Origin of the sequence: Nonomuraea sp. NPDC059194, from assembly GCF_042754765.1 — a bacterium.
GTDB lineage: Bacteria > Actinomycetota > Actinomycetes > Streptosporangiales > Streptosporangiaceae > Nonomuraea.
Map to the genome: position 1 here is coordinate 1 of NZ_JBHZBH010000029.1, position 24,796 is coordinate 24,796.

The 24,796-nt window shown below is 70.7% G+C and carries 27 protein-coding genes, 1 tRNA gene and 1 riboswitch; of the genes, 12 read left to right on the forward strand and 16 right to left on the reverse strand.

Annotated features, from left to right (window positions below; translation table 11 throughout):
- The 5 genes from ACFXJ8_RS29925 to bcp all read right to left on the reverse strand — a co-directional run.
- Window positions 1-509 (reverse strand): serine dehydratase beta chain (locus tag ACFXJ8_RS29925; RefSeq protein ID WP_379647316.1); only part of this gene is annotated, 509 nt, incomplete at its 3' end.
- Between the two features lie 55 nt (window positions 510-564).
- Window positions 565-954 carry a glycine cleavage system protein GcvH gene (gcvH, locus tag ACFXJ8_RS29930; RefSeq protein ID WP_379647317.1) on the reverse strand — a complete coding sequence of 130 codons (390 nt, stop codon included), beginning with the start codon at window positions 952-954 and terminating at the stop codon, window positions 565-567.
- Entirely contained in the window at window positions 951-2,036 is a 1,086-nt protein-coding gene (gene gcvT, locus ACFXJ8_RS29935) for a glycine cleavage system aminomethyltransferase GcvT (protein WP_379647318.1), read from the reverse strand. Before gcvT ends, gcvH begins: the two co-directional genes overlap by 4 nt.
- Window positions 2,037-2,167: 131 nt before the next feature.
- A riboswitch (glycine riboswitch) is annotated at window positions 2,168-2,265 on the reverse strand.
- A 49-nt stretch (window positions 2,266-2,314) separates the two neighbouring features.
- A tRNA-Leu gene (locus ACFXJ8_RS29940) sits at window positions 2,315-2,398 on the reverse strand.
- 79 nt (window positions 2,399-2,477) lie between these two features.
- Window positions 2,478-2,951, reverse strand: a complete 474-nt coding sequence (bcp, locus tag ACFXJ8_RS29945) for a thioredoxin-dependent thiol peroxidase (protein WP_379647319.1) — start codon at window positions 2,949-2,951, stop codon at window positions 2,478-2,480.
- 166 nt (window positions 2,952-3,117) lie between these two features.
- Between bcp and ACFXJ8_RS29950 the strand changes: the two genes are divergently transcribed.
- Window positions 3,118-3,444, forward strand: a complete 327-nt coding sequence (locus ACFXJ8_RS29950) for a DUF3618 domain-containing protein (RefSeq protein ID WP_379647320.1) — start codon at window positions 3,118-3,120, stop codon at window positions 3,442-3,444.
- Between the two features lie 82 nt (window positions 3,445-3,526).
- On the opposite strand, the gene ACFXJ8_RS29955 is transcribed toward ACFXJ8_RS29950, so the two are convergent.
- A complete protein-coding gene (locus ACFXJ8_RS29955; RefSeq protein ID WP_379647321.1) occupies window positions 3,527-4,714 on the reverse strand; it encodes an amino acid deaminase/aldolase in 1,188 nt (395 codons plus the stop codon).
- Between the two features lie 97 nt (window positions 4,715-4,811).
- Between ACFXJ8_RS29955 and ACFXJ8_RS29960 the strand changes: the two genes are divergently transcribed.
- Both ACFXJ8_RS29960 and ACFXJ8_RS29965 read left to right on the forward strand, forming a co-directional pair.
- Window positions 4,812-5,423, forward strand: coding sequence for a DUF6286 domain-containing protein (locus ACFXJ8_RS29960; RefSeq protein ID WP_379647322.1), 612 nt, complete (start codon window positions 4,812-4,814; stop codon window positions 5,421-5,423).
- Window positions 5,420-5,917, forward strand: coding sequence for a hypothetical protein (locus ACFXJ8_RS29965; RefSeq protein WP_379647323.1), 498 nt, complete (start codon window positions 5,420-5,422; stop codon window positions 5,915-5,917). The genes ACFXJ8_RS29960 and ACFXJ8_RS29965 overlap by 4 nt, the downstream gene beginning before the upstream one ends.
- 188 nt (window positions 5,918-6,105) lie before the next feature.
- Here the strand turns inward: ACFXJ8_RS29965 and ACFXJ8_RS29970 are convergent, their stop codons facing one another.
- Window positions 6,106-7,299 carry an RNA-guided endonuclease InsQ/TnpB family protein gene (locus ACFXJ8_RS29970; RefSeq protein WP_379647324.1) on the reverse strand — a complete coding sequence of 398 codons (1,194 nt, stop codon included), beginning with the start codon at window positions 7,297-7,299 and terminating at the stop codon, window positions 6,106-6,108.
- 45 nt (window positions 7,300-7,344) lie between these two features.
- Here ACFXJ8_RS29970 and ACFXJ8_RS29975 point away from each other — a divergent pair, with 45 nt between their 5' ends.
- Window positions 7,345-7,758 (forward strand): carbohydrate-binding protein, encoded by a 414-nt coding sequence (locus ACFXJ8_RS29975; RefSeq protein WP_379647325.1) that lies wholly within the window; start codon window positions 7,345-7,347, stop codon window positions 7,756-7,758.
- A 131-nt stretch (window positions 7,759-7,889) separates the two neighbouring features.
- Window positions 7,890-8,498, forward strand: a complete 609-nt coding sequence (locus ACFXJ8_RS29980; protein ID WP_379647326.1) for a hypothetical protein — start codon at window positions 7,890-7,892, stop codon at window positions 8,496-8,498.
- An 18-nt stretch (window positions 8,499-8,516) separates the two neighbouring features.
- Here ACFXJ8_RS29980 and ACFXJ8_RS29985 read toward each other — a convergent pair whose 3' ends face one another.
- Window positions 8,517-9,362, reverse strand: coding sequence for a haloalkane dehalogenase (locus ACFXJ8_RS29985; protein ID WP_379647327.1), 846 nt, complete (start codon window positions 9,360-9,362; stop codon window positions 8,517-8,519).
- 91 nt (window positions 9,363-9,453) lie between these two features.
- On the opposite strand from ACFXJ8_RS29985, the gene ACFXJ8_RS29990 reads away from it, so the two are divergent.
- The 5 genes from ACFXJ8_RS29990 to ACFXJ8_RS30010 all read left to right on the forward strand — a co-directional run bounded on the left by ACFXJ8_RS29990 (window position 9,454) and on the right by ACFXJ8_RS30010 (window position 15,335).
- Complete coding sequence (locus ACFXJ8_RS29990; RefSeq protein WP_379647328.1) at window positions 9,454-9,939, forward strand: MarR family winged helix-turn-helix transcriptional regulator; 486 nt, start codon at window positions 9,454-9,456, stop codon at window positions 9,937-9,939.
- Between the two features lie 272 nt (window positions 9,940-10,211).
- Window positions 10,212-11,381, forward strand: a complete 1,170-nt coding sequence (locus ACFXJ8_RS29995; RefSeq protein ID WP_379647329.1) for a sensor histidine kinase — start codon at window positions 10,212-10,214, stop codon at window positions 11,379-11,381.
- On the forward strand, window positions 11,378-12,040 hold the full coding sequence (locus tag ACFXJ8_RS30000) for a response regulator (RefSeq protein ID WP_379647330.1): 663 nt from the start codon (window positions 11,378-11,380) through the stop codon (window positions 12,038-12,040). Before ACFXJ8_RS29995 ends, ACFXJ8_RS30000 begins: the two co-directional genes overlap by 4 nt.
- Before the next feature lie 95 nt (window positions 12,041-12,135).
- A complete protein-coding gene (locus ACFXJ8_RS30005; protein ID WP_379647430.1) occupies window positions 12,136-12,888 on the forward strand; it encodes an ABC transporter ATP-binding protein in 753 nt (250 codons plus the stop codon).
- The gene (locus tag ACFXJ8_RS30010; protein ID WP_379647331.1) at window positions 12,885-15,335 is read left to right on the forward strand and encodes an ABC transporter permease; all 2,451 of its coding nucleotides are present in this window, start codon (window positions 12,885-12,887) and stop codon (window positions 15,333-15,335) included. The genes ACFXJ8_RS30005 and ACFXJ8_RS30010 overlap by 4 nt, the downstream gene beginning before the upstream one ends.
- A 68-nt stretch (window positions 15,336-15,403) precedes the next feature.
- Here the strand turns inward: ACFXJ8_RS30010 and ACFXJ8_RS30015 are convergent, their stop codons facing one another.
- The 8 genes from ACFXJ8_RS30015 to ACFXJ8_RS30050 form a co-directional block, all read right to left on the reverse strand.
- Window positions 15,404-15,667 (reverse strand): hypothetical protein, encoded by a 264-nt coding sequence (locus tag ACFXJ8_RS30015; protein WP_379647332.1) that lies wholly within the window; start codon window positions 15,665-15,667, stop codon window positions 15,404-15,406.
- Window positions 15,664-16,398, reverse strand: a complete 735-nt coding sequence (locus tag ACFXJ8_RS30020) for a toxin glutamine deamidase domain-containing protein (RefSeq protein WP_379647333.1) — start codon at window positions 16,396-16,398, stop codon at window positions 15,664-15,666. Before ACFXJ8_RS30020 ends, ACFXJ8_RS30015 begins: the two co-directional genes overlap by 4 nt.
- A gap of 185 nt (window positions 16,399-16,583) precedes the next feature.
- A complete protein-coding gene (locus tag ACFXJ8_RS30025; RefSeq protein ID WP_379647334.1) occupies window positions 16,584-18,323 on the reverse strand; it encodes a molybdopterin-dependent oxidoreductase in 1,740 nt (579 codons plus the stop codon).
- A 179-nt stretch (window positions 18,324-18,502) separates the two neighbouring features.
- Window positions 18,503-19,090, reverse strand: a complete 588-nt coding sequence (gene rdgB / locus ACFXJ8_RS30030; protein WP_379647335.1) for an RdgB/HAM1 family non-canonical purine NTP pyrophosphatase — start codon at window positions 19,088-19,090, stop codon at window positions 18,503-18,505.
- Window positions 19,087-19,806, reverse strand: a complete 720-nt coding sequence (gene rph, locus ACFXJ8_RS30035; protein ID WP_379647336.1) for a ribonuclease PH — start codon at window positions 19,804-19,806, stop codon at window positions 19,087-19,089. Before rph ends, rdgB begins: the two co-directional genes overlap by 4 nt.
- Window positions 19,807-19,846: 40 nt before the next feature.
- The gene (locus ACFXJ8_RS30040) at window positions 19,847-20,599 is read right to left on the reverse strand and encodes an MBL fold metallo-hydrolase (RefSeq protein WP_379647337.1); all 753 of its coding nucleotides are present in this window, start codon (window positions 20,597-20,599) and stop codon (window positions 19,847-19,849) included.
- Entirely contained in the window at window positions 20,596-21,420 is an 825-nt protein-coding gene (gene murI, locus ACFXJ8_RS30045; RefSeq protein ID WP_379647338.1) for a glutamate racemase, read from the reverse strand. Before murI ends, ACFXJ8_RS30040 begins: the two co-directional genes overlap by 4 nt.
- Before the next feature lie 73 nt (window positions 21,421-21,493).
- Window positions 21,494-22,285: a thioesterase family protein gene (locus ACFXJ8_RS30050; RefSeq protein ID WP_379647339.1), complete on the reverse strand. Its 792-nt coding sequence runs from the start codon at window positions 22,283-22,285 to the stop codon at window positions 21,494-21,496.
- Between the two features lie 100 nt (window positions 22,286-22,385).
- On the opposite strand from ACFXJ8_RS30050, the gene ACFXJ8_RS30055 reads away from it, so the two are divergent.
- Both ACFXJ8_RS30055 and ACFXJ8_RS30060 read left to right on the forward strand, forming a co-directional pair.
- Complete coding sequence (locus ACFXJ8_RS30055) at window positions 22,386-22,712, forward strand: hypothetical protein (RefSeq protein ID WP_379647340.1); 327 nt, start codon at window positions 22,386-22,388, stop codon at window positions 22,710-22,712.
- 98 nt (window positions 22,713-22,810) lie between these two features.
- Window positions 22,811-24,757, forward strand: a complete 1,947-nt coding sequence (locus ACFXJ8_RS30060; protein WP_379647341.1) for a DUF3352 domain-containing protein — start codon at window positions 22,811-22,813, stop codon at window positions 24,755-24,757.
- Window positions 24,758-24,796 lie beyond the last annotated feature (39 nt).

Sequence of the window (24,796 nt, forward strand, 5' to 3'; positions counted from 1 at the left end):
ACCGTGTCATCCGGCTTGATCCGATCGGCGCCGGTCGCGTTCTCATCCACCACGAACCCGCCACCCACCGAGAAGTACACCTTCTCCCGCACCACGGCCCCGGAGGCGTCGAAGGCGGTGAACCGCATCCCGTTCGGATGCTCCGGCAACGAGATCTTCCGCTCGAAGACGAGGTCCTCGCCCACCACGAACGGGATCTCCTGCTCGCCGAACAGCCGGATCCGGCCCGAGGCGCGCATCTCGGCCAGCCGCGCCTCCACCCCGTCGACGTCCACCGACTCCGGCTTGTCCCCCGACAGGCCCAGCAGCACCGCCTTGTCGCTGCCGTGCCCCTTACCGGTCAGCCCGAGCGAGCCGTACAGGATCGCCTCCACCCGCGCCACCCGCTCCAGCAGCCCGTCGGCCTGCAGCCCGCGCGCGAACCTGTGGGCGGCCGCCATCGGCCCGCCGGTGTGCGAACTCGACGGACCGATACCGATCTTGAAGAGGTCGAAGACGCTGATCGCCATTGATGCAGCCCATTCTCGGGAGTGCCGGGGTCCTGGCCGGACCCCGGCGGGTGTGTCAGTTGTCGCCTGACGTGAGCGCGGTGTACTCCTCCGCGCTCAGCAGGTCCTCGGGGTCGCCGGACAGGCGCACCCTGAACATCCAGCCCTCGCCGTACGGCTCGCTGTTGACCAGGTCGGGCTTGTCCACGACGGCCTGGTTGACCTCGACGATCTCACCGGCCACCGGGGCGTAGATCTCGCTCACGGACTTCGTCGACTCGACCTCGCCGACCGAGTCACCGGCCTCGAACGTCGCCCCGACCTCGGGGAGCTGCACGTAGACCACGTCGCCAAGCGCCTCGGCCGCGTAGGCGGTGATGCCCACCGTCACGGTCATACCGTCGTCGAGGCCGGCGATCCACTCGTGCTCCTTGGTGTAGCTCAGGTCGTCAGGGATGGTGCTCACTTGTTCCTCCTGTAGAAAGGCAGCTCAACCAGGTCAACAGCTTCTTGGCTGCCCCGGATGTCAACGGCCAGACCTTCTTGTATTCCAGTGTCCACGTACGCCATCGCGATGGGCTTGCCGAGGGTCTGCGACGGAGCGCCGCTGGTCACCTCGCCCACGACGGCACCGTCCTTGGTGACCGGGAACCCGTGGCGGGGCACCCGGCGGCCCGTCGCGACCAGGCCGACGAGGCGGCGGCGCGGCGGAACGTCCTTGACGGGCTCGAGCGCGGCCCTGCCGACGAAGTCGCCGGGCTTGTCGAACTTCACCACGCGGCCGAGGCCCGCGTCGAACGGCGTGAGCGAGGCGTTGAGCTCGTTGCCGTACAGCGGCATGCCGGCCTCGAGGCGGAGCGTGTCGCGGCTGGACAGGCCCGCGGGCATGATCCCGTACGGCTCGCCCGCCTTGGTCAGCGCGTGCCACAGCGCGACGGCGTCGGCGTTGCGGACGAACAGCTCGAAGCCGTCCTCGCCGGTGTAGCCGGTGCGGGCGATCAGCGCCTCGGCGCCGGCGACGGTGCCGGGCAGGCCCGCGTAGTACTTCAGGCCCTCGAGGTCGGCGTCGGTGAGCGTGGAGAGGATCTCCTGGGCGCGGGGGCCCTGGACGGCGATGAGCGCGTACTGGTCGGAGCGGTCGTCGACGACGGCGTCGAACCGCTCGGCGCGCTCGGTGAGCCGCTCGGTGACCATGAGGTAGTTGGAGGCGTTGGCGACGACCATGAACTCCTCGTCGGCCAGCCGGTAGACGATGAGGTCGTCGAGCACGCCGCCGCGCTCATCGACGATCATGGTGTAGCGGGCGCGACCCGGCACGAGCGCGGACAGGTGGCCGACGAGCGCGTAGTCGAGCGCCTGGCCGGCCTGCGGGCCCGTCACGAAGATCTCGCCCATGTGGGACAGGTCGAACAGCCCGGCCCGCTCGCGGACGGCGTTGTGCTCGGCTGACTCGCTTCCGTAGCGCAGCGGCATGAGCCAGCCGGCGAAGTCGGTCAGCGTCGCACCGAGACTCTCGTGTACGTCTCGTAGCGGTGTCGGTCGGGACATTGTTCGCACCTCAGAATGGGTCGGATGCCAGGATCCTCCCCCTCTGTCATCGGTGCCTGAGAGCTTCGCCCGGGTCTATACCGGACTTTCACCTTCGGCGAGGCCCCGCAGGCCTGCTTTCCAGAGGTCACCTGGCCCGCGCGGTCCTTTGCCTTGAGAGGTTCGCGGGGAGGGCTTGCTCCTTCAGGGGCCCTGGCCGGGTGCCAGGACGCTCTCCCGCGTGGGTTCATCGGTGTCTGTAGGCAAGACTAGTACGGAATGGGCCGCCAAGGGAAAGGTGCGGGCGGGGGGACTCGAACCCCCACAGTGTCTCCACCAACAGGACCTAAACCTGCCGCGTATGCCTATTTCGCCACGCCCGCGCATCCGGCATCAGCTTAGCGCCCGGGCAACGGCGGAGATACTGGTTTGCGATCAAGCCGACTGGCTTGATCGCAAACATCAGGCCAGGCCGAGCTTCTTCTTCAGGCTCTCCACGTGGCCGGTGGCCTTCACGTTGTAGAGGGCCTGCTCGATCTTCCCGTCGGCGTCGATGACGAAGGTCGAACGGATCACGCCGACGACCTCCTTGCCGTACAGCTTCTTGGTGCCGTAGGCGCCGTACGCCTTGTGGACCTCGAGGTCGACGTCCGACAGCAGCGGGAAGGTCAGCGCGTCGCGCTCGGCGAACTTCACCAGCTTGTCGGTCTTGTCCTTCGACACGCCGAGCACGACGAAGCCCTCGTCGGTCAGCCGGCCGAGGTTGTCGCGGAAGTCGCACGCCTGCTTGGTGCATCCGGGCGTCATCGCGGCCGGGTAGAAGTACAGGATGACGCGCTTGCCGCGGTAGGCGTCGAGGGAGACGGCCTCGCCGTCGGCCACGGGGAGCGTGAAGTCCGGAGCGGCGTCTCCTGGCTGGAGCTTGGTTTCGGTCACGGCCTCAACCTAACCCAGCCACGGCCTCGACCTAACCCCGGTCACGGCCTCGACCTGACAACCCAGCCACCGGTCCGGCCTGACCTCCGGCCGAAGGGACACGTTCGCCCGCTGTGCCGTACGGCGGCGCGACCTGACAGACTGATCACCCTGAGAGAGGAGAGCCATGGCCGACACCGACCCTGATGAGCTGGAGCGCAGGATCGCGCGGACGCGCGCCGAGCTCGCGCAGACCGTCGACGCCATCGCCGACAGGGTGAGCCCCAAGCGGGTGGCCCAGCGGAGCATGGACGAGGTCAAGTCGAGGGCCGAGCATTTCGTGGCGTCGGTCGGCGACCTCGTGGGGGTGACGCCCAGGCCGGTGCGGTTCGGTGAAGAGCCCGACGACCTGTGGGAGGACGAGCGGCCCATCGGGTCGGCCCTGATCGCCGTGGGCGCGGTGCTGGTGGTGGGCGCGGCGATCGTCCTGTGGCGCAGGAGCCGCCGGAGGTGAGCCCGGAGCCGCACGAGGTGAGCCCGGCGCGGGAGGTGAGCCCGGAGCCGCCGAAGGTGAGCCCGGCGGCGCGGGAGGTCGGTCAGAGGAAGGTCTTGCCCTCGCCCCGGTAGGTCGGGACCTCCTCGACGACCTTGTCCCCCTCCACCAGCAGCAGCGACGCGAAACGCTCGCACAGCTCGCCCGCCTTGGCGTGGCGGAACCACACCCTGTCGCCGACGCGCAGGTCTTCGGCGGGCTGGCCGAGCAGCGGGGTCTGCACCTCGCCCGCGCCCTCGTCGCTGGAGTAGCGCAGCCCCGCGGGCAGGTACGGCTGGGGCAGCCGCGAGGGGCCGGGCGCTCCCGAGGCGAGGTAGCCGCCGCCGAGCACGGTCACCACGTCGAGCGCGGGACGCCGCACGACCGGCAGCGCGAACAGCGCGGCGGGGCGCCCGCTGAAGCCGCGGTAGAAGTCGAAGAGCCTGGGGTGGAAGAAGCCCGAGCCGGCCGCGCACTCGGTGACGGCCTTCTCCCTGACCGTGCGGTCGATGCTGCCCGTGCCGCCGCCGTTGACGAACTCCAGGTCGGCCAGTTGCCTGACGGCGTTGACGATGCGGCCGCGCCGTACGATCAGCTCGCGGGCCGAGCGGGCCTGCATCAGCCTGATGACGCGGGCGAAGGCCGCGTTGCCCGGCGGGTCGTCGCCGACGCCGGCGATCTGCGCCTCGTAGGCCATGAGGCCGACCAGGCGGAAGGCGGGCCGCTTGGCGATCTCGGCGGCCAGGTCGGCGGCGTGGACGGGCTCGCGGACCGGCGAGCGCAGCGCTCCGGCGCGGAACCGCCCACCAAAGGCGACATATCCGGCGTCGAGGTCGAGGCAGAGCCGGAGCACGGGAGCGCTGTCCGGGATCGCCGACTCGATGAAGTCGAGGTGCTCGGTGGAGTCGACCATGAGCGTGATCTCCCGCGCGGCCTCCTCGGAGGCGGCCAGCGCGACCAGCGCCGCCCGGTCGGCGGTGGGATAGGCGACCAGCACGTCGGTGATGCCCTGGGAGACCAGCCACAGCGCCTCGGGCAGGGTGAAGGCCATGACGCCGCGGAAGCCGTCCATGGCGAGGATGCGCTCGAGGATCGGGCGCGACCTGATCGACTTGCTCGCCACCCTGATCGGCTTGCCACCGGCCCGGCGGACGAGGCTGTCGGCGTTGCCGCGCAGCGCCTCCAGATCGAGGATCGCGAAGGGCGGCTCGAACGCGGCGGTGGCCCTGTCGTAGCGCTGGCGGTCGTCCATAGAAGCAGGGTAATACCGATTGCCGTCGGCAAAGATCCGGCAAACCGGCGGCGGGGACGGCTTTATGGCCTGACGGGTCCCTGTACCTCTGGTCGGTGTGACGACAACACTCCAGGAGCGCTCGCCGAGCGGCCCGGTTGCGAGCGTGCGCGAGACGCCGCGCCGCCGGGCGGCCAGGGTGCTCAGACCGGCGCGCACCCCCGCCGGCGTGGCGGTGGCCCTCACGATGTCGGCCGGGTTCTCGCTGGTGGCGGCCGAGGTCCTGGCCACGCTGACGGGCGGCGGGCTCGACCTCGTGCCGGTCGACGCGACTGTCGCCATGGCGGCAGGCACGTCGTGGTCCGACCCCGCCCTGATGCTGGGGGCGATGGGCGTGGCCGCCGTCGGAGTGGTGCTGCTGGGGCTCGCCCTGGTGCCCGGCAGGTGCCGGATGGTGGCGCTGGAGACCGCCGATGCGCGGATCGTCATGGCCATCACCAGGACGGGCCTGCGCAGGACGCTGAAGTCCGTCGCCGAGGACGTCGACGGGGTGCGCAGCGTGCGGGTACGGCTGCGCCGCCGGCTGATCGAGGTCACGGTCGTCTCCGAGGCCGAGCGTTCGGGCGAGATGCTGCGCCGTACGGGTGCGGCGGTCGGCGAGCGGCTGAACGGGCTCGGCGCGATGTGCGCGGGCGAGGTCGTGGTGCGGCTGCGCAGGAAGGGCCTGTGATGCGGCCCTACTCGGGCAACAGGATCGGGCTCGGCGTCGTCGGCGCGCTGTTGCTGGGCGCGGGCGCGTACGCCTACCTGCGCGGCGCGGGCCTGCTCGGCAGGGGCAGGAACGCGAGGGTCCTGGGCGACGACGTCACCGGCTACGTCGCCGCGCACCCGTGGATCTTGTGGGGCATCGCGCTCGCCCTGGTGCTGGCGGCCATGCTGGCCACCCGGTGGCTGTTCAAGGCGCTCGGCTGGGGCAGGCTCGGCCACCGTTCCGGCACGGGTACGGCGCTGCTGTGCGTCGGGCTGAAGGACGTGGACGGCATCGGCCGTACCAGTGTGCGGGTGGTGGACCAGGACCGGCTGCGGATGGCGGTGACCTGTCCCGCCACCGCCGACGTGGGCGCGGTGGTGACCAAGCTGGACCGCGAGATCGTCGGCAGGGTCCGCCGCGACGTCGGCGACAACGACATGGGCGCGATCGTCCGCGTGCACGTCCGCCGCTGACCGCCCGCCCTGCGGGCGCCGGTGTATCAGGCCTGGTGGAAGCGCCATGGCCGGATACACCGCAAAGTCATAGGAAATGTTGGTTTACTAAGGCTCTAACTCTCGCGGTCCACTGGGGACACCTACACCCCAAGGAGCACGAGATTGGCATCCTCCCCCTCGTGAACGAGGGGGATTCCAACCCGTTCCTACGCAGGCAGGAGGACGGGTTGAGGTTCGCGGTTCATCCGCCCCGGCAACCCGGAGCGTCCCCGCGCAGCCACCGCATGCCCTGCGGCGGTATCACGCATGTTCTTGGACGCGTTCACGTCGGCATGGTCCAGCCACCCGCAGGCCACGCACAGGAAGAGAGCTTGACTCTCGCGACTCTCCCTGGCGATGTGCTCGCAGGCGTTGCAGGTCTGCGACGTGTAACGCGGATCGATCTTCCGGACGCGATCGGGAGCCTTGTGCTCCAGCCGCTGCACGAGCCCGCCCCATCCGGCAGCGAGGATGCCCCGGTTCAGGCCCGCCTTCTGCCGGACGTTCCTACCCGGCGCCTCGACGGTGCCCCGCGCCGAACGGGTCATGTTCGAGATCTTCAGGTCTTCGACGGCGATCACGTCGAACCGGCGCGCGAGATCGGTGCTGGTCTTCTCCACCCAATCCTTGCGCCGGTCGCTCTCGCGCGCCTTCAGCCTCGCGATCGCGGCCTTGATCTTGCCGCGCCGCTTGGAGCCGCGCCTGGCGCGGGCCAGCCTGCGCTCCAGACGTCGCAGCCGCGTCTTCTCCGTCTCGCGCAAACCAGGCGCGTTCAGCAGCTCGCCCGTGGACAGCGCCGCGCTGACGGCCACGCCACGGTCGACGCCCACCGCCTCTCCCGTGCCCGGTGCCGGTATCGGCTCGGGGACGGCGGCGAAGGCGACATGCCAGCGCCCCGCCCGATCCAGGGTGACCCGGTAGGACTTCACCCCTCCGGGCACGGCACGCGACCAGCGGAACCGCACCCACCCCACCTTGGGAATCTTCACCTGGCCCACATGCCGGGAGACGCGGCGCACATCGCCCGCCTTGACCGCGATGATCCGAAAGCCTTCGTGCCGTCCGGCCTTGCGCCACGTCGGCCGCCGATGCGTCCCGGCGAAGAAGTTCGCCATCGCCTGGGCGAAGTCCTTGAGCGCCTGCTGCTGGACGGTCACCGACCCCGCCGCCAGCCACGGATGGGCCGCCCGCGCCTCGGTCAGCTGACGGCACTGCCCGGCGAACCCCGGCGCGCTCTTCCGACCCGGAGCCCAATGCGCGTGCTGCTCCACCGCCAGATTCCACACGAACCGGGCATGCCCGCAATGCTCCAACAACACCGCCTCCTGGGCGGGCGTCGGCTGGAGCCGGTAGCGGGACACGCCGATCAACCTACCGACCGCCACCGACAAATTCAGGAGATCACAGTGATCCACCGCTCCGCGTTTCCTCCCCGCCCCACGCTGAGCACGCAGGTCACCTCGGGCGACCCGCAGAGCGTCACGCTGTCGGCGGCCGACGTGCCCAGTGGGGTCACCGTCACCATCACCCCGCAGACGATCACCTCGGGCCAGACGGCGACGGTGACGGTCGCCACGACCTCGGGTACGGCGCCGGGGGCGTACCCGATCACCGTCAACGCCGACGGGACGGCCGCCGACCACTCGGCGCGCTTCACGCTGACGGTCGGCGGCGGGGAGACCACGTGGGCGGCGTGGACGCCGTACGCGGTGGGTGACGTGGTCAGCTACCAGGGCGTCAGGTACCGGTGCAGGATCGCCCACACCTCGCAGCCGGGCTGGGAGCCGCCCAACGTCCCGGCTCTGTGGCTGCCCATCTGATCCCGTTTCTTTCGGGTACGGCAAGCGGGCGGACGGCCACCGGGGTCACCGGTGGCCGTCCGTCCTTCACGCGTACTCCAGCAGGACTCCGGCGGGCCGCCGTCACGTCGAAACGGGATAGGTTGGACGGGATGTCCCCCATGCCCCGCAGGCCCCTCCTTGCCCTGGCGTACCTGGTCCCCGCGCTCGCATTGGCCGCCACGGTCGTCGTCACCAGGACCGTCTCGACCGAGCTGGTCCTGCTCAACGACACGCTCGACCACCCCGTGCTGTTCGGCCTGGCCGCCCTCCTGCTCGGCGGGCTTGCGGTGCGCGAGCTGGTCAGGCCGATCCCCCGGGCAAGAGTCGTCGTGGTCGTCGCGACGATCGCGGGGATGCTCGGCTGGATGGGCTACGGGCTGCGCTGGACGCTGTCCCCCTCCTACGAGGTGGCATCGGTGAAGGGGCCCGGCAGGCTGAGCCTGATCGTGCGGGAGCAGCACGGCCTCTTCGAGTACTCGATGGTCCTCAGCATCCGCGAGGACGCGGGGCTGCTCAGCCGGGAGTGGTCGCTCGGGTGCCCCGGTTTCGACCTGGCCAGGGAGGACCTCCACCACGTCCGGTGGGTGGGGGCGACCAGGGTCGAGGCGCGCATCCCGATGGAGGATGAGGAGGAGCTGGTCGGCGTCGACCTCAACGCCTCGGGCCGCCCCATCGGGACCTGCGACTACGTTGTCAGCCCGTCGTCGGGATCAGAGTAGGGACGGCCCTCCGACTGGTCAGCGACGAACCCAGGCGGTGATCGCCGCCGCGATCGCCTCGGGCTGGTCCTCGGTGGCGTGGTGACCCGCCGGCCCGATGTGCTCGATCTCGAGGCTCGCGATGTTGTCCTTGCACCAGGCGGCCGCCTCAGGGGTGATGAGCAGGGTCGGGGAGGAGTCGAAGGTCAGCAGCAGCTTGGGGACGTCCGTGCTGGCGGCCAGCCAGGCGTCGTAGGCGATGACCCGTTCGGCCACGTCGGCGGGCTCGCCGTCGAGCGGCAGCGAGCGGGCCCACTGCAGCACGGGGCGGCGGCTCTCCCGGGTGGGATAGGGCTCCAGGTAGGGAGCCATCTCGTCGGCGTCGAGCGGCGTGCGGACGCCGCCGGTGTAGGCGGTTTCGATGAAGAAGTTCTGGTCGAGGATCAGGTCTTCGCCCCGGGGTGAGCGCATGGTCTCGGCGCGGGCCCGGGGGGCGTCACCCAGGTCGTTCCAGGACATGGGACGGACGATGGCCTCGAAGAAGGCGATGCCGCGCACGCGCTCCGGGTGGCGGGCGGCCCAGTCGAAGGCCAGGGCGCCGCCCCAGTCGTGGCCGACGAGCACGACGTCATGCAGGTCGAGGGCGTCGAACCAGGCGTCGAGGTAGCGGGCGTGGTCGGCGAAGGTGTAGGCGATGTCGGGCTTGCCGGAGCGGCCCATGCCGATCAGGTCGGGAGCAAGAAGCCGGGCGGGCGCGTCGATCCCGGGCAGCACCTTGCGCCAGGAGTGGGAGGAGGAGGGGTTGCCGTGCAGGAAGACCATCGCGGGGCCGGTGCCGGTGTCCTCGTAGTGAAGGGAGGAGTCCAGAACGTCGATGTAAGGCATGATCGACCAATCCGTTAGCAGGACGAACGTTTATGACACTAACGAAATTACATCGTTAGGGCGACTAACGCAAGCGGCTACGATCAGAGTCATGGCCATTGGCGAGACACGGCATCTGGGCGACAACCCGGCGACTCCGGCACGACTGCGGCAGATACCCAGCAGACTGCTGGCGATCGCGGCGGCGCAGGCCGACCGGTTGGTGAACTCCGGGCTGGCCGAAGCGGACGCGCGCAAGTGGCACTACGCCGTCCTGGTCGCGCTGCAGGAATCAGGACCGGCCAGCCAGGCCACACTGAGCGGCCGGACCGGCATCTACCGCAGCGACCTGGTCGCGGTGATCAACGAACTGGCCGAGCGCGGGCAGGTGGAGCGCGCCCCTGACGAGACCGACCGCCGCCGCAATGTCATCACCATCACTCGGGCAGGCCGCGACCAGCTGAACCGGCTCGACACCCTGCTGGCGGCCCTGCAGGACGAGCTGCTCGCCCCGCTGACCGCGCCGGAGCGGGAGGAGCTGGTTGGACTGCTGGGACGGCTGGTCGAACATCACGCCCGAGCAGGGGACCAGTCCTGACCGGCGCGCAGTGGGCGACGGCCTCGGTAAGCGGGTGGTGGGGCGCTCTCGGGGTCCGGGCCGCGCGGTGCTTCCTCTTCACCGCGCGGCCCAACGGCTTGATCATGATCCGCCATCACGATCTCCCTTTACTCGCCCAGAGGGCGCTCCCAGAGACGACAATGCCCGACACCCCATAAACACCGTGTAAATGCGGCATGCGACCAGGGTCGTAGATCGACCTCCGACTCAAGGGGGAAGGGCGGCCGCGAGCCGATACATAGAGTGAGGGAGTGTTCGGCAAGATTCGAGCCTGGTCGCCGCGTCGCCGCATGCTCGTCGACGTCCTGTGGGTCACCCCGCTGATCGCGCTGTGCGTCGCCCTGGCCGCCAGCTACTCCACGGTGCCGACCAGCGCGCCCGTCGGCATGGTCGGCTACCTGCTGCTGTCGACGGCGCTGCTCGTGCCGCTGTTCTGGCGCAACAGCCATCCGCGCACGGTGTTCGCGCTGGTCTCGCTGATCAGCTTCGCGCAGTGGCTGGCGGGGATCAACGCCTTTCCCGCCAACGCCTCCGTGCTGGTCGCGATGTTCGCCATGGCCGGCCGGTGCGCTTTCAGGTGGGCGCTGGCGGCGGGTCTGGTGTCGGAGCTGGGCATCTTCCTGGCCCTGTCCTACTGGGACCCCGTCAGCCTCGGCATGTTCCTGAGCTGCTCGTTCTTCGTGATCATGATCTGGCTGACCGGCATCTACGCCAACACCCGCCACCGCTACCTGGAGAGCCTCGAGGAGCGGGCCGAGCGCGCCGAGCGGGAACGCGACCAGCAGGCCAGGATGGCGGCGGCGGCCGAGCGGGCCAGGATCGCCAGGGAGCTGCACGACGTGGTGGCCCACAACGTCAGCGTCATCATCGTCCAGGCCGACGGGGCGGGTTTCGCCATCGACACCGATCCCAACCAGGCGCGGCAGGCCGTACACGCGATCTCGAAGACGGGCCGCGATGCGCTGGCGGAGATGCGGCGCCTGGTGGGGGTGCTGCGCGAGGACCCTGCCGATCCCGCGTCCGAGACCGCCGACTACACCCCGCAGCCGGGTCTGGCGCAGCTGGAGGACCTGGTGCGCGGCTCGGGCCTGCCGGTGGATCTGCGGGTCACCGGCACCCCGCACGCGTTGTCGGAGGGCGAACAGCTGGCCGTCTACCGGCTGGTCCAGGAGGCGCTGACCAATACCCTCAAACACGGTGGTCCCGGCGCGAGCGCCACGGTTGAGATGGAGTACGGCATGCGCGAACTCGTGGTGCGCGTCACCGACGACGGCAGGGGCGCGGCCGCCCCGCCTGGCGTGGGCGGTCACGGCCTGCTCGGCATGCGCGAAAGAGTCTCCATGTACGGCGGAGCCGTCCAGGCCGCCCCCAGGCCGGGCGGCGGCTTCGAGGTGCTGGCCAGACTGCCGGTCGCGGCATGATCAGGGTCATGCTGGTCGACGACCAGCAGTTGCTGCGCGCGGGCTTCAGGATGGTGCTGGGCGCCCAGCCCGACATCGAGGTGGTCGCCGAGGCGAGCGACGGCGTCACCGCGCTGGAGCTGCTGAAGGAGGTCGAGGTCGACGTCGTCCTGATGGACGTGCGCATGCCGCGCATGGACGGCGTCGAGGCGACCAGGCTGATCGAGGGCCCGAAGGTGCTCATCCTGACCACGTTCGACCTGGACGAGTACGCCTACTCGGCGATCAAGGCGGGCGCCTCCGGCTTCCTGCTGAAGGACGTGCCGCCCTCCGACCTGGTCAGCGCGATCCGCTCGGTGCACAACGGCGACGCGGTGATGGCGCCGAGCGCCACGCGCAGGCTCCTGGACAGGTTCGCCGCCCAGCTGACCACCGAGCGGCTGCCCGACGGCAGCCTGCTGACCGCCAGGGAGCGGGAGGTCATGATGCTGGTGGCGCGCGGGCTGTCCAACACCGAGATCGCCGACCGGCTCGACCTGGCGGAGGCGACGGTGAAGACGCACCTGGGCAGGGTGCTGGCCAAGCTGGGGCTGCGTGACAGGGCGCAGGTGGTGGTCTACGCCTACGAGGCGGGGTTGATCGTGCCCGCCGACCGGCAGCCGGATCGGCCATTCGGCTGATCCGGGTCATCTGAGATGGGACAGGAAGTCCCTCCTCAGGTCCCAGGGAAAGCGGCTTTCCCCCTCATAGCGTTTTCCGCGTGACAGCGACCCAGATGACCCAGACGACCCCGACATCCCTCAGGCCCGCCGTGGTGGCCACCGGACTGACGAAGACCTACGGACAGGGCGACACGCGGGTGCACGCGCTGCGCGGGGTGGACGTCTCGTTCGCCACCGGCGCCTTCACCGCGATCATGGGCCCGTCGGGCTCCGGCAAGTCGACGTTGATGCACTGCCTGGCCGGGCTCGACACGGTGAGCAGCGGCCATGTCCACATCGGCGACGTCGAGCTGACCGGGCTCGGCGACAAGCAGCTCACGCTGCTGCGCAGGGACCGGATCGGCTTCATCTTCCAGGCGTTCAACCTGCTGCCGACGCTGACCGCCGAGGAGAACATCAGGCTGCCGCTGGAGATCGCCGGACGGCAGGCCGACACGGTGCTGTTCGAGCGGGTCATCCAGACCGTGGGGCTGCAGGACAGGCTCGGCCACAAGCCGACCGAGCTGTCCGGCGGCCAGCAGCAGCGCGTCGCCGTCGCCCGCGCCCTGATCAGCAAACCCCAGGTGATCTTCGCCGACGAGCCCACCGGCAACCTCGACTCGCGCAGCGGCGCCGAGGTGCTGTCGTTCCTTCGCACCAGCGTCCGCGAGCTCGGCCAGACCATCGTGATGGTCACGCACGACCCCGTCGCGGCCGCCTACGCCGACCGCGTCGTCTTCCTGCGCGACGGCGAGCTGGTCAGCGAGCTGGCCCAGCCCTCGCCGCAGTCGGTGCTCGACACGCTGATGAGGCTGGAAGCCAAGTGATCAAGACGACCCTCGCAGGACTGCGGGCGCACAAGCTGCGCCTGCTGCTCACCTCCCTGGCGATCACGCTCGGGGTGGGCTTCATCGCGGGCACGTTCGTGCTCACCGACACCATCGAGGCCGGGTTCGCGCAGAAGGTCACCGCGGACGCCGAGAAGGTGGCGGTCGCCGTACTGCCGAAGGAGCGGGGACAGGCGCTCCCCCAGACGCTCGTCGAGCGCCTGCGCGGCCTCGACGGCGTCACCGGCGTCCAGGGGCAGGTGCGCGGCAGCGCACCGCTGCTGGGCAGCAACGGCAAGACGATCGGTGACCTGCCGACCACGGCGATCTCCGTGACCGACCGCACGACGATCACGGACGGCGCCGCTCCGGCCGGGGCCGACCAGGCGATCGTGGACGAGAACACCGCGCGCAAGCAGGGCCTCAAGGTCGGCGACACCGTCACGGTGCTCGACCGCAAGGGCGCCAAGCACGCCTTCGCCCTGTCCGGCGTCTTCGACATCGGGCTGGACCAGGAGCTCGGCTACACCGGCGCGGTCGGCTTCACCACCGCGACCGCGCAGCGGCTGACGGGTGAGAAGGGGTTCCGCGAGATCGATCTGGCGGGCGGCGACCCCGCCGCGCTCAAACGGACCGTCACCGCGGCGCTGGGCCAGACCTACGACGTCAAGACCGGCCACGAGCTGGCCGCGGCCCTGGCCAAGAGCAACGGCGTGCAGATCGAGTTCATCAAGGTCGGCCTGCTGATCTTCGGCCTGATCGCGATGATGGTGGCCGCGCTGGTCATCTACAACACCTTCAACATCCTGGTCGCCCAGCGGACCAGGGAGATGGCGCTGCTGCGCTGCATCGGCGCGACCCGCGGCCAGGTGTTCGGCTCGGTGCTGCTGGAGTCGGCGATCGTCGGCCTGCTGTCCTCCCTGCTCGGCCTCGCCGTCGGGTACGGCCTGGGCGCGGGCGCGATGGCCGTACTGCGCGCGCTGGACGCTCCGCTGCCCACCGGGCTCGGCCCGTCGCTCGCGCCCCTGACGATCGCCATCGGGCTCGTGGTCGGCCTCGTGGTGACCGTGGGCGCGGCGCTGCTGCCCGCCCGCTCGGCCACCGGCGTGGCGCCCATCGCGGCGCTGCGCAGCCAGATGGAGGAGCAGACCTATCGCGCCGGAGTGGTCCGCGTGGTCGTCGCGGGGCTGCTGCTGCTGGCGGGAGCCGGTGCGACCGGCGCGGCCGTGTTCATGGCCCCCGGCGAGCAGGTCTCGCTCTTCGTCGCGATGGGCGGCTGCTCGCTGATCTTCCTGGCGGTCCTCATCCTGGGCCCGTTGCTGGTCAGGCCGCTCAGCAGGCTGGTGGGCTGGGTGCCGCGCGCGCTGTTCGGGGTGCCGGGACGGCTGGCCGTCGACAACTCCGGCCGCAACCCCAAGCGGGCGGCGACCACCACGATCGCGCTGACCATCGGCGTCACGCTGATGACGGTCATCTCGGTGATGACCGCCTCGACCAGGGTGACGATGGCGGCGAAGCTCGACTCGCAGTTCCCCGCCGACTACCTGGTCGCCACCCAGGACCGTGAGGCGGCCATCCCCCGCTCGGTCGGCGACACGCTGCGGGCCAAGCCCGAGTTCGACTCCGTCCTGCAGATCCGCGACACCATGGCGAAGGTCGGCAAGGTCGACAGCGACGTCGGCTCCTTCACCGGCCCGGCCAAGCTCAAGCCGCTCGGCCCCGGCGAGGTGGCGCTTTCGGCGACCATGGCCAAGGAGTGGGGGCTGAAGGCGGGCTCCTCGCTCCAGCTCACCACCAAGCGGGAGGGAACGGTCACGCTCAAGGTCGGCCAGCTGATCGACGGCGAGAGCCTGCTGCCCTCCGTCACCGTCTCCCCCGACTCCTACGACCAGTACTTCGGCAAGACGCCCGACTCCAAGCTCTACCTCAAGATCAAGGACGGCGTCGATCCCGACAGGACCCGCGACCTGGTGGAGGCGGCCACGGCGGCCTTCCCGACCGTGCAGGTCATCAGCTCAACCGACGTCCGCGGCGAGTACGACGACGCACTCGACATGACGCTGATGATCGTCACAGGGCTGCTCGGCCTGGCGATCCTCATCTCGCTGCTCGGCATCGCCAACACGCTGTCGCTGTCAGTCCACGAACGCACCCGCGAGTCGGCCCTGCTGCGGGCGCTCGGCCTGACCAGGCCGCAGCTGCGCCGGATGCTGTCGGTGGAGGCGCTGGTGCTCGGCCTGATCGGCGCGCTCGTCGGGGTGACGCTCGGCGTCGCCTTCGGCTGGGCGGCCGTCAGGACCATGATGACGGACGCGACGCTGTCGGTGCCGTTCGGGCAGATCGCGCTGTTCGTGGCGCTGTCGGGGCTGGCGGGCGTGCTCGCGGCGGTGCTGCCGGCGCGCAGGGCGGCCCGCGCGTCGATCGTGTCGTCGCTGGCGAGCGGCTGACCCCCTGGTTTGCGACGGCCCGGGCACCGTCAGCGCGGGCCGTCGCGCGGAACGGCGAGCACGGGCCGTCAGCGGGGGTGGCGGCCGGGCCACTGCTCAGCCACCGTCTCGGGGTCGAGCAGCGGCCTGATCGCCACCTCGCCGGTGTGCCGGTCGATCACGACGCAGCCGCCGCCGACCGTCTCGGGCAGCACCGAAGGATCGTCGGGCTCCGGCGGTTTCGCCCACACCACGTAGCCGTCGCCGAAGGCGTACAGGCCCAGCTCCACCGGATCGTCCCGGCCGCCGTTGAAATACTCCTCCGCCACCGCGCGCGCCTGGTCCAGGTTCACCCCTGCTCACCCCGCCGGTCGACGATCGCGCAGAACACGCCGGACACCGTCTCGTAGGGCGGCTCGACGGCCATGTGCCCCCGCTGGGCGTCGATCCAGATCACCTCGCCGTCGGCGTTGACGGCGTTCCACGCGTGGGAGCCGCCGCCCGGCCAGCGCACCACGATGACCGCCGACGCGCCGTGGCCCGCCTCGACCAGCCGCTGGGCGATCACCTCGTAGGCCTGCCTGCCCTGGCCCACGCACTCCAGCCGCCGCCCCAGCCAGCGCTCGATGCGCGCCGCGCCGCCCGCCTCGCCCATGAGCAGCGGGCGGCCCACCGCGTCGTACTCGGGCAGGCGCGGGGCTGCTACCACCGGCTCGCCGTGCCACGTGGACACCACCGCCAGCGCGCAGTCCGCCGCGTTGCCCGCCCTGAACGGATCGTCGGCGGCGCCCATGCCGTTGACCAGCCTGACCCAGGTGCCGCGCGGGTCGGCGAACCTGGTGCCCGGCGGCACCGCGTCCAGCAGGTCGGACTCGGCCTGCGGGTCGGCGCGGGTCAGCCCGCCCGCCACGCCGTACGGCCGGCAGTCGGCCAGGCGCGGCGGCCGGTCGGGCAGGTCGAACCAGTCGCCGTCGCGCACGTCCGGCTCCGGCGCCGACTCGGCGGCCTGCTCGTAGTCGCGCCACCGCACACCGTCGGCGATCAGCGGGTTGTAGCGGCCCTCGGGAAGGCTCTCGCGGAACATCTCGCCGCCTCCTTCTCCATCGACGACCGATCGTAGGCGGCCGATCGCTCTCAGTCAGGAGATTCCAGTCATTGAACATGAGGATCTGACCGCGCGGGCCCGCATCCCCCACGTCGCGATGGCATTGTTCGCCGAGCGTGCGCCGCCGCGACCTGGGGCCCTCCGCGTGATGTCCGTGGTGATCCTCAACCGACGCGCACCGAGATGGTGTGCCAGCCGGTCGCCCCGTCCGGCGCCACCGGCGCCCGCCGCTCGGTCTGGGTACGGCCGGCCGCGTCGCTCGCCCGCACCTCGATCGTGTGCCCGCCAGGAGGCGCGTCCCAGTCCAGCGCCCACTGCCGCCAGGTGTCGGGCCCCGGCACCTGCGCGAGCCTGGCCCGCTGCCACGCGCCCCCGTCGATCCGCACCTCTACCGCCTCGACCCCGGTGTGCTGCGCCCACGCCACTCCCGCGATCGTCGTACGGCCCCGCTTCAGCCGCGCGCCCGCCCTGGGCAGGTCGATGCGTGACTGGGTCTTGATCGGCCCCTTCGCGGCCCAGCCACGCGGCGTCCAGTAGGCCTGGTCGGTGTCGAACCGCGTCACCTTGAGGTCCACGACCCACTTGGTCGCCGACACGTACCCGTAGAGCCCCGGCACCACCTGCCTGACCGGGAAGCCGTGGTCGACGGGCAGCGCCTCGCCGTTCATCGCGATGGCGAACAGCGCGTCCCTGCCGTCCATGACGACGTCCACGGGGGTGCCGCAGGTGAAGCCGTCCGCCGACGTGGACAGCAGCATGTCCGCGTCCTTGCGGAGCCCTGCCTCGCGCAGGACGTCGGCCATCCGCACCCCCAGCCACCGGGCGTTGCCCACGTACGGCCCGCCGACCTCGTTCGACACACAGGTGAGCGTGATGTCGGCCTCGGTCAGCGGCCGCCCGAGCAGGTCGTCGAAGGTGAGCTCGACCGGCCGGTCGACCATGCCGTGGATGCGCAGCGTCCAGTCGCGCGGGTTCACCTGGGGGACGATGATGGTGGTGTCGACGCGGTAGAAGTCCTTGTTCGGGGTGACGAACGGCGACAGCCCGTCGATGCGGAAGTCGGCCCCGGCCGGCAGCGGCCTGGCGGGGGTCACCGGCTTCGGCAGCGCCACCTCGACTCTCGCGGTGTCCCCCACTCTGCGCCCGGACAGCACCTGCCCGGTGATGGCCGTCGCTCCCGCCACGGCGATTCCTCCGGCCGCGCCGAGCATCAACCGCCGCCGGTCGAAGGCATGGAGCGCGACGCCCGCCCGCATCACCGCCGGCCGCTCAGCCTCCCGCTCCTGCTCAGCTTCCCGCACGGCCTCCCGCTCGGCTTCCAGAGCGTCGCCGCCCCTTGTACTGCCCGCAGCCCCTCCGCCGTCACCCGAGCCCCCGTGGAACCCGCTTCCGTCGGCCTGCCCCTCCGCGCCCAGGACGACCCCTGCCCCCACGTCAGAACCCCGACCGACCCCGGCCCACGCATCCGTGCCCCGCCTGAACAGCAGGGTGAGCGCCCACGATCCGGCCAGCGCCCCCACCACTGTCGACAGCCCGTCGACCGCCCCAGCGCCCGGTCGGGTGAGCACCGCCAGCAGCCCCACCACCCCGAACACCGCGAACCCCGCCTGACCGAGCCCGACGTTCCGCCTGGACAGCACGCCGAGCAGGGCCGCGACCAGCGTGAGCACGACCAGCACCCCGGCCACCAGGACCGCCTTGTCGTTCTCCCCGAAGGTCGCGATCGCCCACTCTTTGACGGGCGCGGGCGCCAGATCCACCGTCGCGTCGCCCACCGCCACGACGGGGAACGAGCCTGGTCCCACCACCGCCGCGACCAGATACGCGACGCCCAGCGCCACCGCTCCCGCGACCAGCCCGACGACGGCCCCCGCCCACGCGGGCACGGCCTTGTAGTTCTCCACGGGAAAACGCTACGCCCGGCCCAGGGCGGAAGATCTTACGGACCGGTGACGAAGCCGGACGACGTCACGGCGGGTGCGCGTCGCGGCTGGAGTGGCGTGCTGGACGGGCGGTCAGCGGTGACCACGGTGGCCTTGACCCGGCTTGCCGTACGGAAGAAGACCGGACAGAAGGAGAAGGATCAGGACAGCAGGTCGGCGACGATCGGGGCGAGGGCGCGGAAGGCGCGCCCCCGGTGGCTGATCGCGTCCTTCTCCTCGGCCGTCATCTGCGCCGTGGTCCGCGACTCCCCGTCCGGCACGAAGATCGGGTCGTAGCCGAAGCCGTTCGTGCCCCGCCGCTCCCGCAGCAGCCGCCCGAACAGCTCGCCCTCCACCACCCGCTCCTCGCCCGACGGCAGCGCCAGCGCGGCCGAGCACACGAACCGGGCCGTGCGCCGGTCGTCGGGAACATCGGACACCTGCGCGAGCAGCAGGTCGAGGTTGGCGTCGTCGTCGCCGTGCTTTCCCGACCACCGGGCCGACAGCACGCCGGGCATCCCGTTGAGCGCGTCGACGCAGAGCCCCGAGTCGTCGGCCACGGCGGGCAGCCCCGACCCCTGAGCGACGGCGTGCGCCTTGAGCAGGGCGTTCTCGGCGAACGTGAGCCCCGTCTCGGCCACGTCGCCGATCTCGGGGAACTCCTCAAGACCCACGATCTCGAACCCGCCGAGGATCCGGCGCAGCTCCACGATCTTGCCCGCGTTGCGGGTGGCCAGCACGATCCTCATCGGCCCAGCGCCTCCTGCTGGTGCAGTGTCAGCTCTTCGCAGCCCACGACCGCGAGGTCGAGCAGCTGGTCGAGGGCGCGGCGGTCGAACGGCGCGCCCTCCGCGGTGCCCTGCACCTCGACGAACTCCCCCGACCCCGTCATCACGACGTTCATGTCGGTCTCGGCGGCGACGTCCTCGACGTAGCAGAGGTCGAGCATCGGCGTGGACTTCACCACACCGACCGACACCGCCGCCACCGAGTCGATCAGCGGGTCGCCGGGGCACATCTTCCGCTCGCGCATCCACGCGACCGCGTCGGCCAGCGCGACGTAGGCGCCGGTGATCGCGGCGGTGCGGGTGCCGCCGTCGGCCTGCAGGACGTCGCAGTCGAGCACGATGGAGTTTTCCCCGAGTGCCTTGTAGTCGACGCAGGCGCGCAGCGAACGCCCAATCAGCCTGGAGATCTCGTGCGTGCGCCCGCCGATCCTGCCCTTCACCGACTCGCGGTCGTTGCGGGTGTTGGTCGCCCTCGGCAGCATCGCGTACTCGGCCGTCACCCAGCCCTGGCCGCTACCCCTGCGCCAGCGGGGCACGCTGTCCTGGACGGAGGCGGCGCACAGCACGCGTGTGCCGCCGAACTCCACCAGCACCGATCCCTCGGCGTGGCTGATCCACCCTCTGGTGATCTTCACGGGGCGGAGCTGGTCGGGAGCGCGTCCATCCTGTCGAGACATGCAGATCACCCTATCTCCGCGCGGGAACGCCCTTGACCGTTCAGGTCAGGTCATAGACGGCGCCGCTGCGGGCCAGCTCGATCGGCCCGCCGAAGGCGCCGCACGAGGCCTCCTCCAGCACTCTCGCGCTGTCGTTCCACGGCACCAGGTGGGTCAGCACCAGCCTGCCCGCCTTCGCCTTGGCCGCGTGCTCGGCCGCCTGGCGGCCCGTCATGTGCAGGCCGGGGATGAGGTCGGGCCCCTCCACGAACGACGCCTCGCACAGCATCAGGTCGGCACCGTCGGCCAGCTTCACCAGCTCCGCGCACTCGCCGGTGTCGCCCGAGTAGGCGAGCGTCCTGCCGCCGTGGGAGACGCGGAAGCCGTACGCCTCGACGGGGTGGTTGACCAGGCCCGCCGTGACCTCGAAGGGGCCGACGGTGAACCGTCCCGGCGACAGCGGCCTGAACTCGAAGGCGGTCTCCAGACCCGGCTCCTCCGGCATGCCGTAGGCGGCGGCCAGCCTGCGGGGCGCGTCGGCCGGCGCATAAACCGGGATCCTCGGGTACGGCGCGGCGGGCCCGTACGTGCGGACGACGTGGTAGCCGCAGATGTCCAGGCAGTGGTCGGCGTGCAGGTGCGACAGGCAGATGGCGTCGACGTCGTAGAGGTCGATGTGGCGCTGGAGCGCGCCGAGCGAGCCGCTGCCGAGGTCGAGCAGCAGGCGGAAGCCCTCGGCCTCGACCAAGTAGCAGGACGCCGGGCTGTCGGGCCCGGGGAAGCTCCCCGAGCAGCCGACGATCGTCACCTTCATGCGGTCCTCCCGTTCGAGGTGGTGATTCCCCCAACCGCGGCCGGCTCGACCGCTTCGATCTCGGGCCCGAGGAAGCGCCTGCCCAGGTCGGCGAAGAGCGCGGAGTCGCCGGTCGCCCAGAAGCGGTGCCGGGGGGAGACGGCGCCGTTGGCGAGACCGCGGTCGTGCAGGATGCGGTAGACGTCCTTGGCCGTCTCCTCCGCGCTGGAGACCAGCGTGACCCCGTCGCCCGCGACGTAGGAGATGGCGCCGGTCAGCAGCGGGTAGTGGGTGCAGCCGAGGATGAGGGTGTCGCACCCGGCCTCCTGGATGGGGGCCAGGTAGCCGCGGACGACCTCGATGAGCTCGTCGCTCATCGTCTCGCCGCGCTCCACGTACTCCACCAGGCTCGGGGTGGCCACGCTGGTGAGGGTGACGTCGGGGGCGGCGGCGAAGGCGTCCTGGTAGGCCATCGACCCGATCGTCGCGGACGTCGCGATCACGCCGACCCTGCCGTTGCGGGTGGCCCTGACGGCGCGCCTGGTCGCGGGCAGGATCACCTCGACCACCGGGACGTCGTAGCGCTCGCGCGCGTCACGCAGCACGGCGGAGCTGGCGCTGTTGCAGGCGATGACGAGCATCTTCACGTCGTTCTCGACGAGGTGGTCCATCACCTCCAGCGCGTACTCGCGCAGCTCGGCGATCTTTTTCGGTCCGTACGGCTGGCGGGCCGTGTCGGCCACGTAGGTGATGGACTCATGGGGCAGCTGATCGATGATCGCCCTGGCGACGGTCAGGCCGCCCACCCCGCTGTCGAAGATTCCAATGCTCGCGTCCGGCACGTTTCAGAGGGTAGGCGACCTGCGGGATCACCACAGCGTAAGAATCCTCACACGGCTGCTTGCGTGGGTCGTTTCAGCCGCGTCCGACCCTGGCCAGTTGACGGGACTGCGCGACCAGCCGTCCCGCCGAGTCCCACACCTCCACCTCCTCGTCGAACCACCCGTCGGCCACGAGCCGCCCGCTGCCCAGCAGCGTGAGCCACCCGGGCGACGGCAGCGCCCGCAGGTGCCAGGTGAGGTCCACGGTCGGCGCCCATCCGCGCTGCCCGGCCGAGAACACCACCGGCGGAAGCGCGTCCACGGCCAGCGCCAGCACGTAGGGGTCGGGGTCCTGCGGCTCGGCCATCCTGAAGTACGCGCGCGCCTCGGGCCGTCCCGTCGGCTTGCCGTACAGCCAGCCGATCGTGGGCGGGTCGAAGCACATCTCCAGCCGCGCGTTCAACGTCATCCCCGACTCCGGCTTCGGGTCGGGCAGCTTGACGCATTCCTCCACCGCGGGCATCCCAATAGCCGATTTATGCGCATATATCGGCTCGGCACCGTCCAGGGTGGCCGTCGTGATCAACGATTCGAGTTGCGGGACATCGTCCTGGATCAACCGCGCCCTCGCGAACGCCGCCGTCCTGCCCTCCTTCAGCATTTCCACCACCACCTTGGCGGGCCCGGGCCGCGGTGACCGCAGGAACTGCGTGGACGTGCTCACCGGATGCTCGTGCGGAGAGGCGTCCACGGCGGCCCTCAGCAGAACCGCCATCAGGTACCCCCCGTTGAGCGGGCCGCCGATGGAATAGCCGGGATCGAGACAGACGTCGTAGACGCCCTCCTCGACCCTGATCGCCTGAGTCGCCTCGTCGAACTTCGTCATACCCGCTCCCGAACTAAGTTCTAGTGGCTCCATACTCTACGGCATCCCACTTCCAGCGCGCCTACCTGCGGAAACGTCCTCCCGATGACACAGTTGGATCATGGTGGGATTGACAGCGCTCATGGGCCAGTGCGTCTGGGACGCCGAGGGAGTATGGGTCGGCCACGTGGTCGACATCCGCGTGGTGCGGAACAAGCGTGAGTCCATGCAGAGCCATACCGTGATGGGTCTCGTGGTCTCGGTTCACCGCGCGCCCGTCATGCTCGGACTGACCCGAGACAGGCAGGGCAGGCTGGGCTGGCTGTCGGAGGTGCTGGCCCGCGTCGTCTACGCGGGATGCACGTTCGTGCCGTGGGAGATGGTCGCCTCCAGCGACACCGGCGAGGTGCACCTCAGGGCACAGCGCAAGGAGCTCACCAGGGTGTAGCTCATCGCAAATCAGCCGGTTTCAGTACTTTGCAACCGGCTCTCTAGTCCCATGCACTAACTTCACTGTGGTCATTAAGTCCACATTGTGAGTTGAGAATGTCTGCGAATACTCCCCCCGGCGGCCAGGACCCCGAGCGGACCACGGCCTATCGATGGAACGAGGGTCAGCCGGCGCCGCAGGGCGGCCAGCCGTACCCGCAGCAGCCCTACCCGCCCCAGCAGCCGACCTACCCGCAGCAACAGCCCTACCAGCAGCCGCAGTACGGCCAGCAGGGCCAGCAGGGCCAGCAAGGCTACGGACAGCAGCAGCCCGGGCAGCAGGGCTACGGCCAGCAGCCGGGCCAGCAGGGCTACGGCCAGGCAGGCTCCGGCCAGCAGGGTCACGGTCAGCCGGGCTCCGCTCAGCCTGGTTACGGTCAGCAGGACTACGTCCAGCAGGGCTATGGCCAGCAGCAGCCCGCCTACGGGCAGCAGCAGCCGTACCAGCAGCAGAACCAGCAGTACTCCTACGGTGACCAGACCGTGCAGGAGCCTGCAGGATGGCAGCAGCAGCCGGCGGACGGGTGGGGCGCGCCCCAGCAGCCGCCGGCCAAGAAGGGCCGCAAGGGCTGGCTGATCGCGGGCATCGCGGCCCTGCTGGTCGTGCTCGTCGGAGGCGGCGGCGTCTGGGCCGCGGGCTCCTTCCTCGGCGGCGGCGGCACGCAGCCGCACGAGGTGCTTCCCGGCGGCGCCATGGCGTACGTGCGCGTCGACCTCGACCCCGCCGCCAACCAGAAGATCGCGCTGTTCAACCTGGCCAAGAAGTTCACGGTCACCAAGGACCGGATCACCGGCGACGACCCGCGCCAGGCGCTGTTCGACGCGATCAAGGCCGACAGCGACGACCTGAAGGACGTGGACTTCGCCAAGGACGTCGACCCGTGGCTCGGCAGCAGGATCGGCATGGTCGCCCTCCCCGCGGGCGCGGGCAAGGAGCCCGGCGTCGCGGTGGCCGTCCAGGTCAAGGACGAGGCGGCGGCCAAGGCCGGCATCGCCAAGCTCATGGGTGACGACAAGTACGGCATCGCCTTCCGCGAGGACTACGCGATCCTGTCCTCCGACCAGGCCGCGGCCGACAAGTACGCCACCGGGCCCACGCTCGCGGAGAGCGCCGACTTCAGCTCCGACTTCGACGCGCTCGGCGAGCCCGGCGTGCTGTCGGCGTGGATGAGCGTCGGCAAGATGGCCGAGATGGCCGGCGAGCTGACCGGCCAGGAGAAGGAGCTGCTGGAGAAGGCCAAGAACGCCAGGATGGCCGTCGCCCTTCGCTTCGACTCCGCCTACGCCGAGTTCGCGGGCGTCGTCCGCGGCGCCGAGGCCATGGCCGTCGGCACCCCGCAGGCCGCCGACATCTCCACGCTGCCCGCCTCCACGGTCGGCGCGCTGTCGATCTCCGGCCTGGACGAGGCGATCACCAAGCAGTGGGCCGAGCTGCAGAAGAGCATGTCCGCCACGGAGCAGGGCGCCGGCTTCCAGCAGTTCGTGGACATGGCCCAGCAGAAGTACGGCCTGGCGCTGCCCGCCGACCTGGCGACGCTGCTCGGCAAGAACCTGACCGTCGCGGTCGACGGCGACGGCCTGGCCAACCTCGGCCAGAGCGGCCAGATGCCCAAGGCCGGCGTGAAGATCGTCACCGACCCCGGCAAGGCGCAGGAGGTCATCGGGAAGATCGAGAAGGCCTTCACCGACCAGGGCCAGCCCGCCCCGCAGCTGGCCAAGGTGCCCGGCGACGGCACGTTCACCATCGCGACCACGCCCGAGTACGCCAAGCTCCTGTCGGAGGACGGCACGCTGGGCGACAGCGAGAACTTCAAGACCGCGATCCCCGACGCGGGCAACGCGACCTTCGCCCTGTTCGTGGACGTGGACAAGATCGAGCCGCTGTACCTGAACAACCTGACCGGCGACGACCAGGCCAACGCCAAGGCGCTGAGCGCGGTGGGCTTCAGCGGCAAGCAGGACGGCGGCGAGGCCAGCTTCTCGCTCCGCGTGCTGTTCAACTGAGCTGCATGACCTGCAAAGGGCCGTGCCCCGGTGCTCCCG

Coding starts and splice junctions, on each gene's coding strand:
- ACFXJ8_RS29950 (WP_379647320.1), top strand. CDS start 3,118: ATGGCCGACACCGACCCTGATGAGCTGGAGCGCAGGATCGCGCGGACG.
- ACFXJ8_RS29990 (WP_379647328.1), top strand. CDS start 9,454: ATGGCCATTGGCGAGACACGGCATCTGGGCGACAACCCGGCGACTCCG.
- ACFXJ8_RS30050 (WP_379647339.1), bottom strand. CDS start 22,285: ATGACGAAGTTCGACGAGGCGACTCAGGCGATCAGGGTCGAGGAGGGC.
- gcvT (WP_379647318.1), bottom strand. CDS start 2,036: ATGTCCCGACCGACACCGCTACGAGACGTACACGAGAGTCTCGGTGCG.
- ACFXJ8_RS30020 (WP_379647333.1), bottom strand. CDS start 16,398: ATGTTCCGCGAGAGCCTTCCCGAGGGCCGCTACAACCCGCTGATCGCC.
- ACFXJ8_RS29980 (WP_379647326.1), top strand. CDS start 7,890: ATGTCCCCCATGCCCCGCAGGCCCCTCCTTGCCCTGGCGTACCTGGTC.
- rph (WP_379647336.1), bottom strand. CDS start 19,806: ATGTCTCGACAGGATGGACGCGCTCCCGACCAGCTCCGCCCCGTGAAG.
- ACFXJ8_RS29985 (WP_379647327.1), bottom strand. CDS start 9,362: ATGCCTTACATCGACGTTCTGGACTCCTCCCTTCACTACGAGGACACC.
- ACFXJ8_RS30040 (WP_379647337.1), bottom strand. CDS start 20,599: ATGAAGGTGACGATCGTCGGCTGCTCGGGGAGCTTCCCCGGGCCCGAC.
- ACFXJ8_RS30005 (WP_379647430.1), top strand. CDS start 12,136: ATGACCCAGACGACCCCGACATCCCTCAGGCCCGCCGTGGTGGCCACC.
- rdgB (WP_379647335.1), bottom strand. CDS start 19,090: ATGAGGATCGTGCTGGCCACCCGCAACGCGGGCAAGATCGTGGAGCTG.
- ACFXJ8_RS30060 (WP_379647341.1), top strand. CDS start 22,811: ATGTCTGCGAATACTCCCCCCGGCGGCCAGGACCCCGAGCGGACCACG.
- ACFXJ8_RS29955 (WP_379647321.1), bottom strand. CDS start 4,714: ATGGACGACCGCCAGCGCTACGACAGGGCCACCGCCGCGTTCGAGCCG.
- ACFXJ8_RS30055 (WP_379647340.1), top strand. CDS start 22,386: ATGGTGGGATTGACAGCGCTCATGGGCCAGTGCGTCTGGGACGCCGAG.
- ACFXJ8_RS30000 (WP_379647330.1), top strand. CDS start 11,378: ATGATCAGGGTCATGCTGGTCGACGACCAGCAGTTGCTGCGCGCGGGC.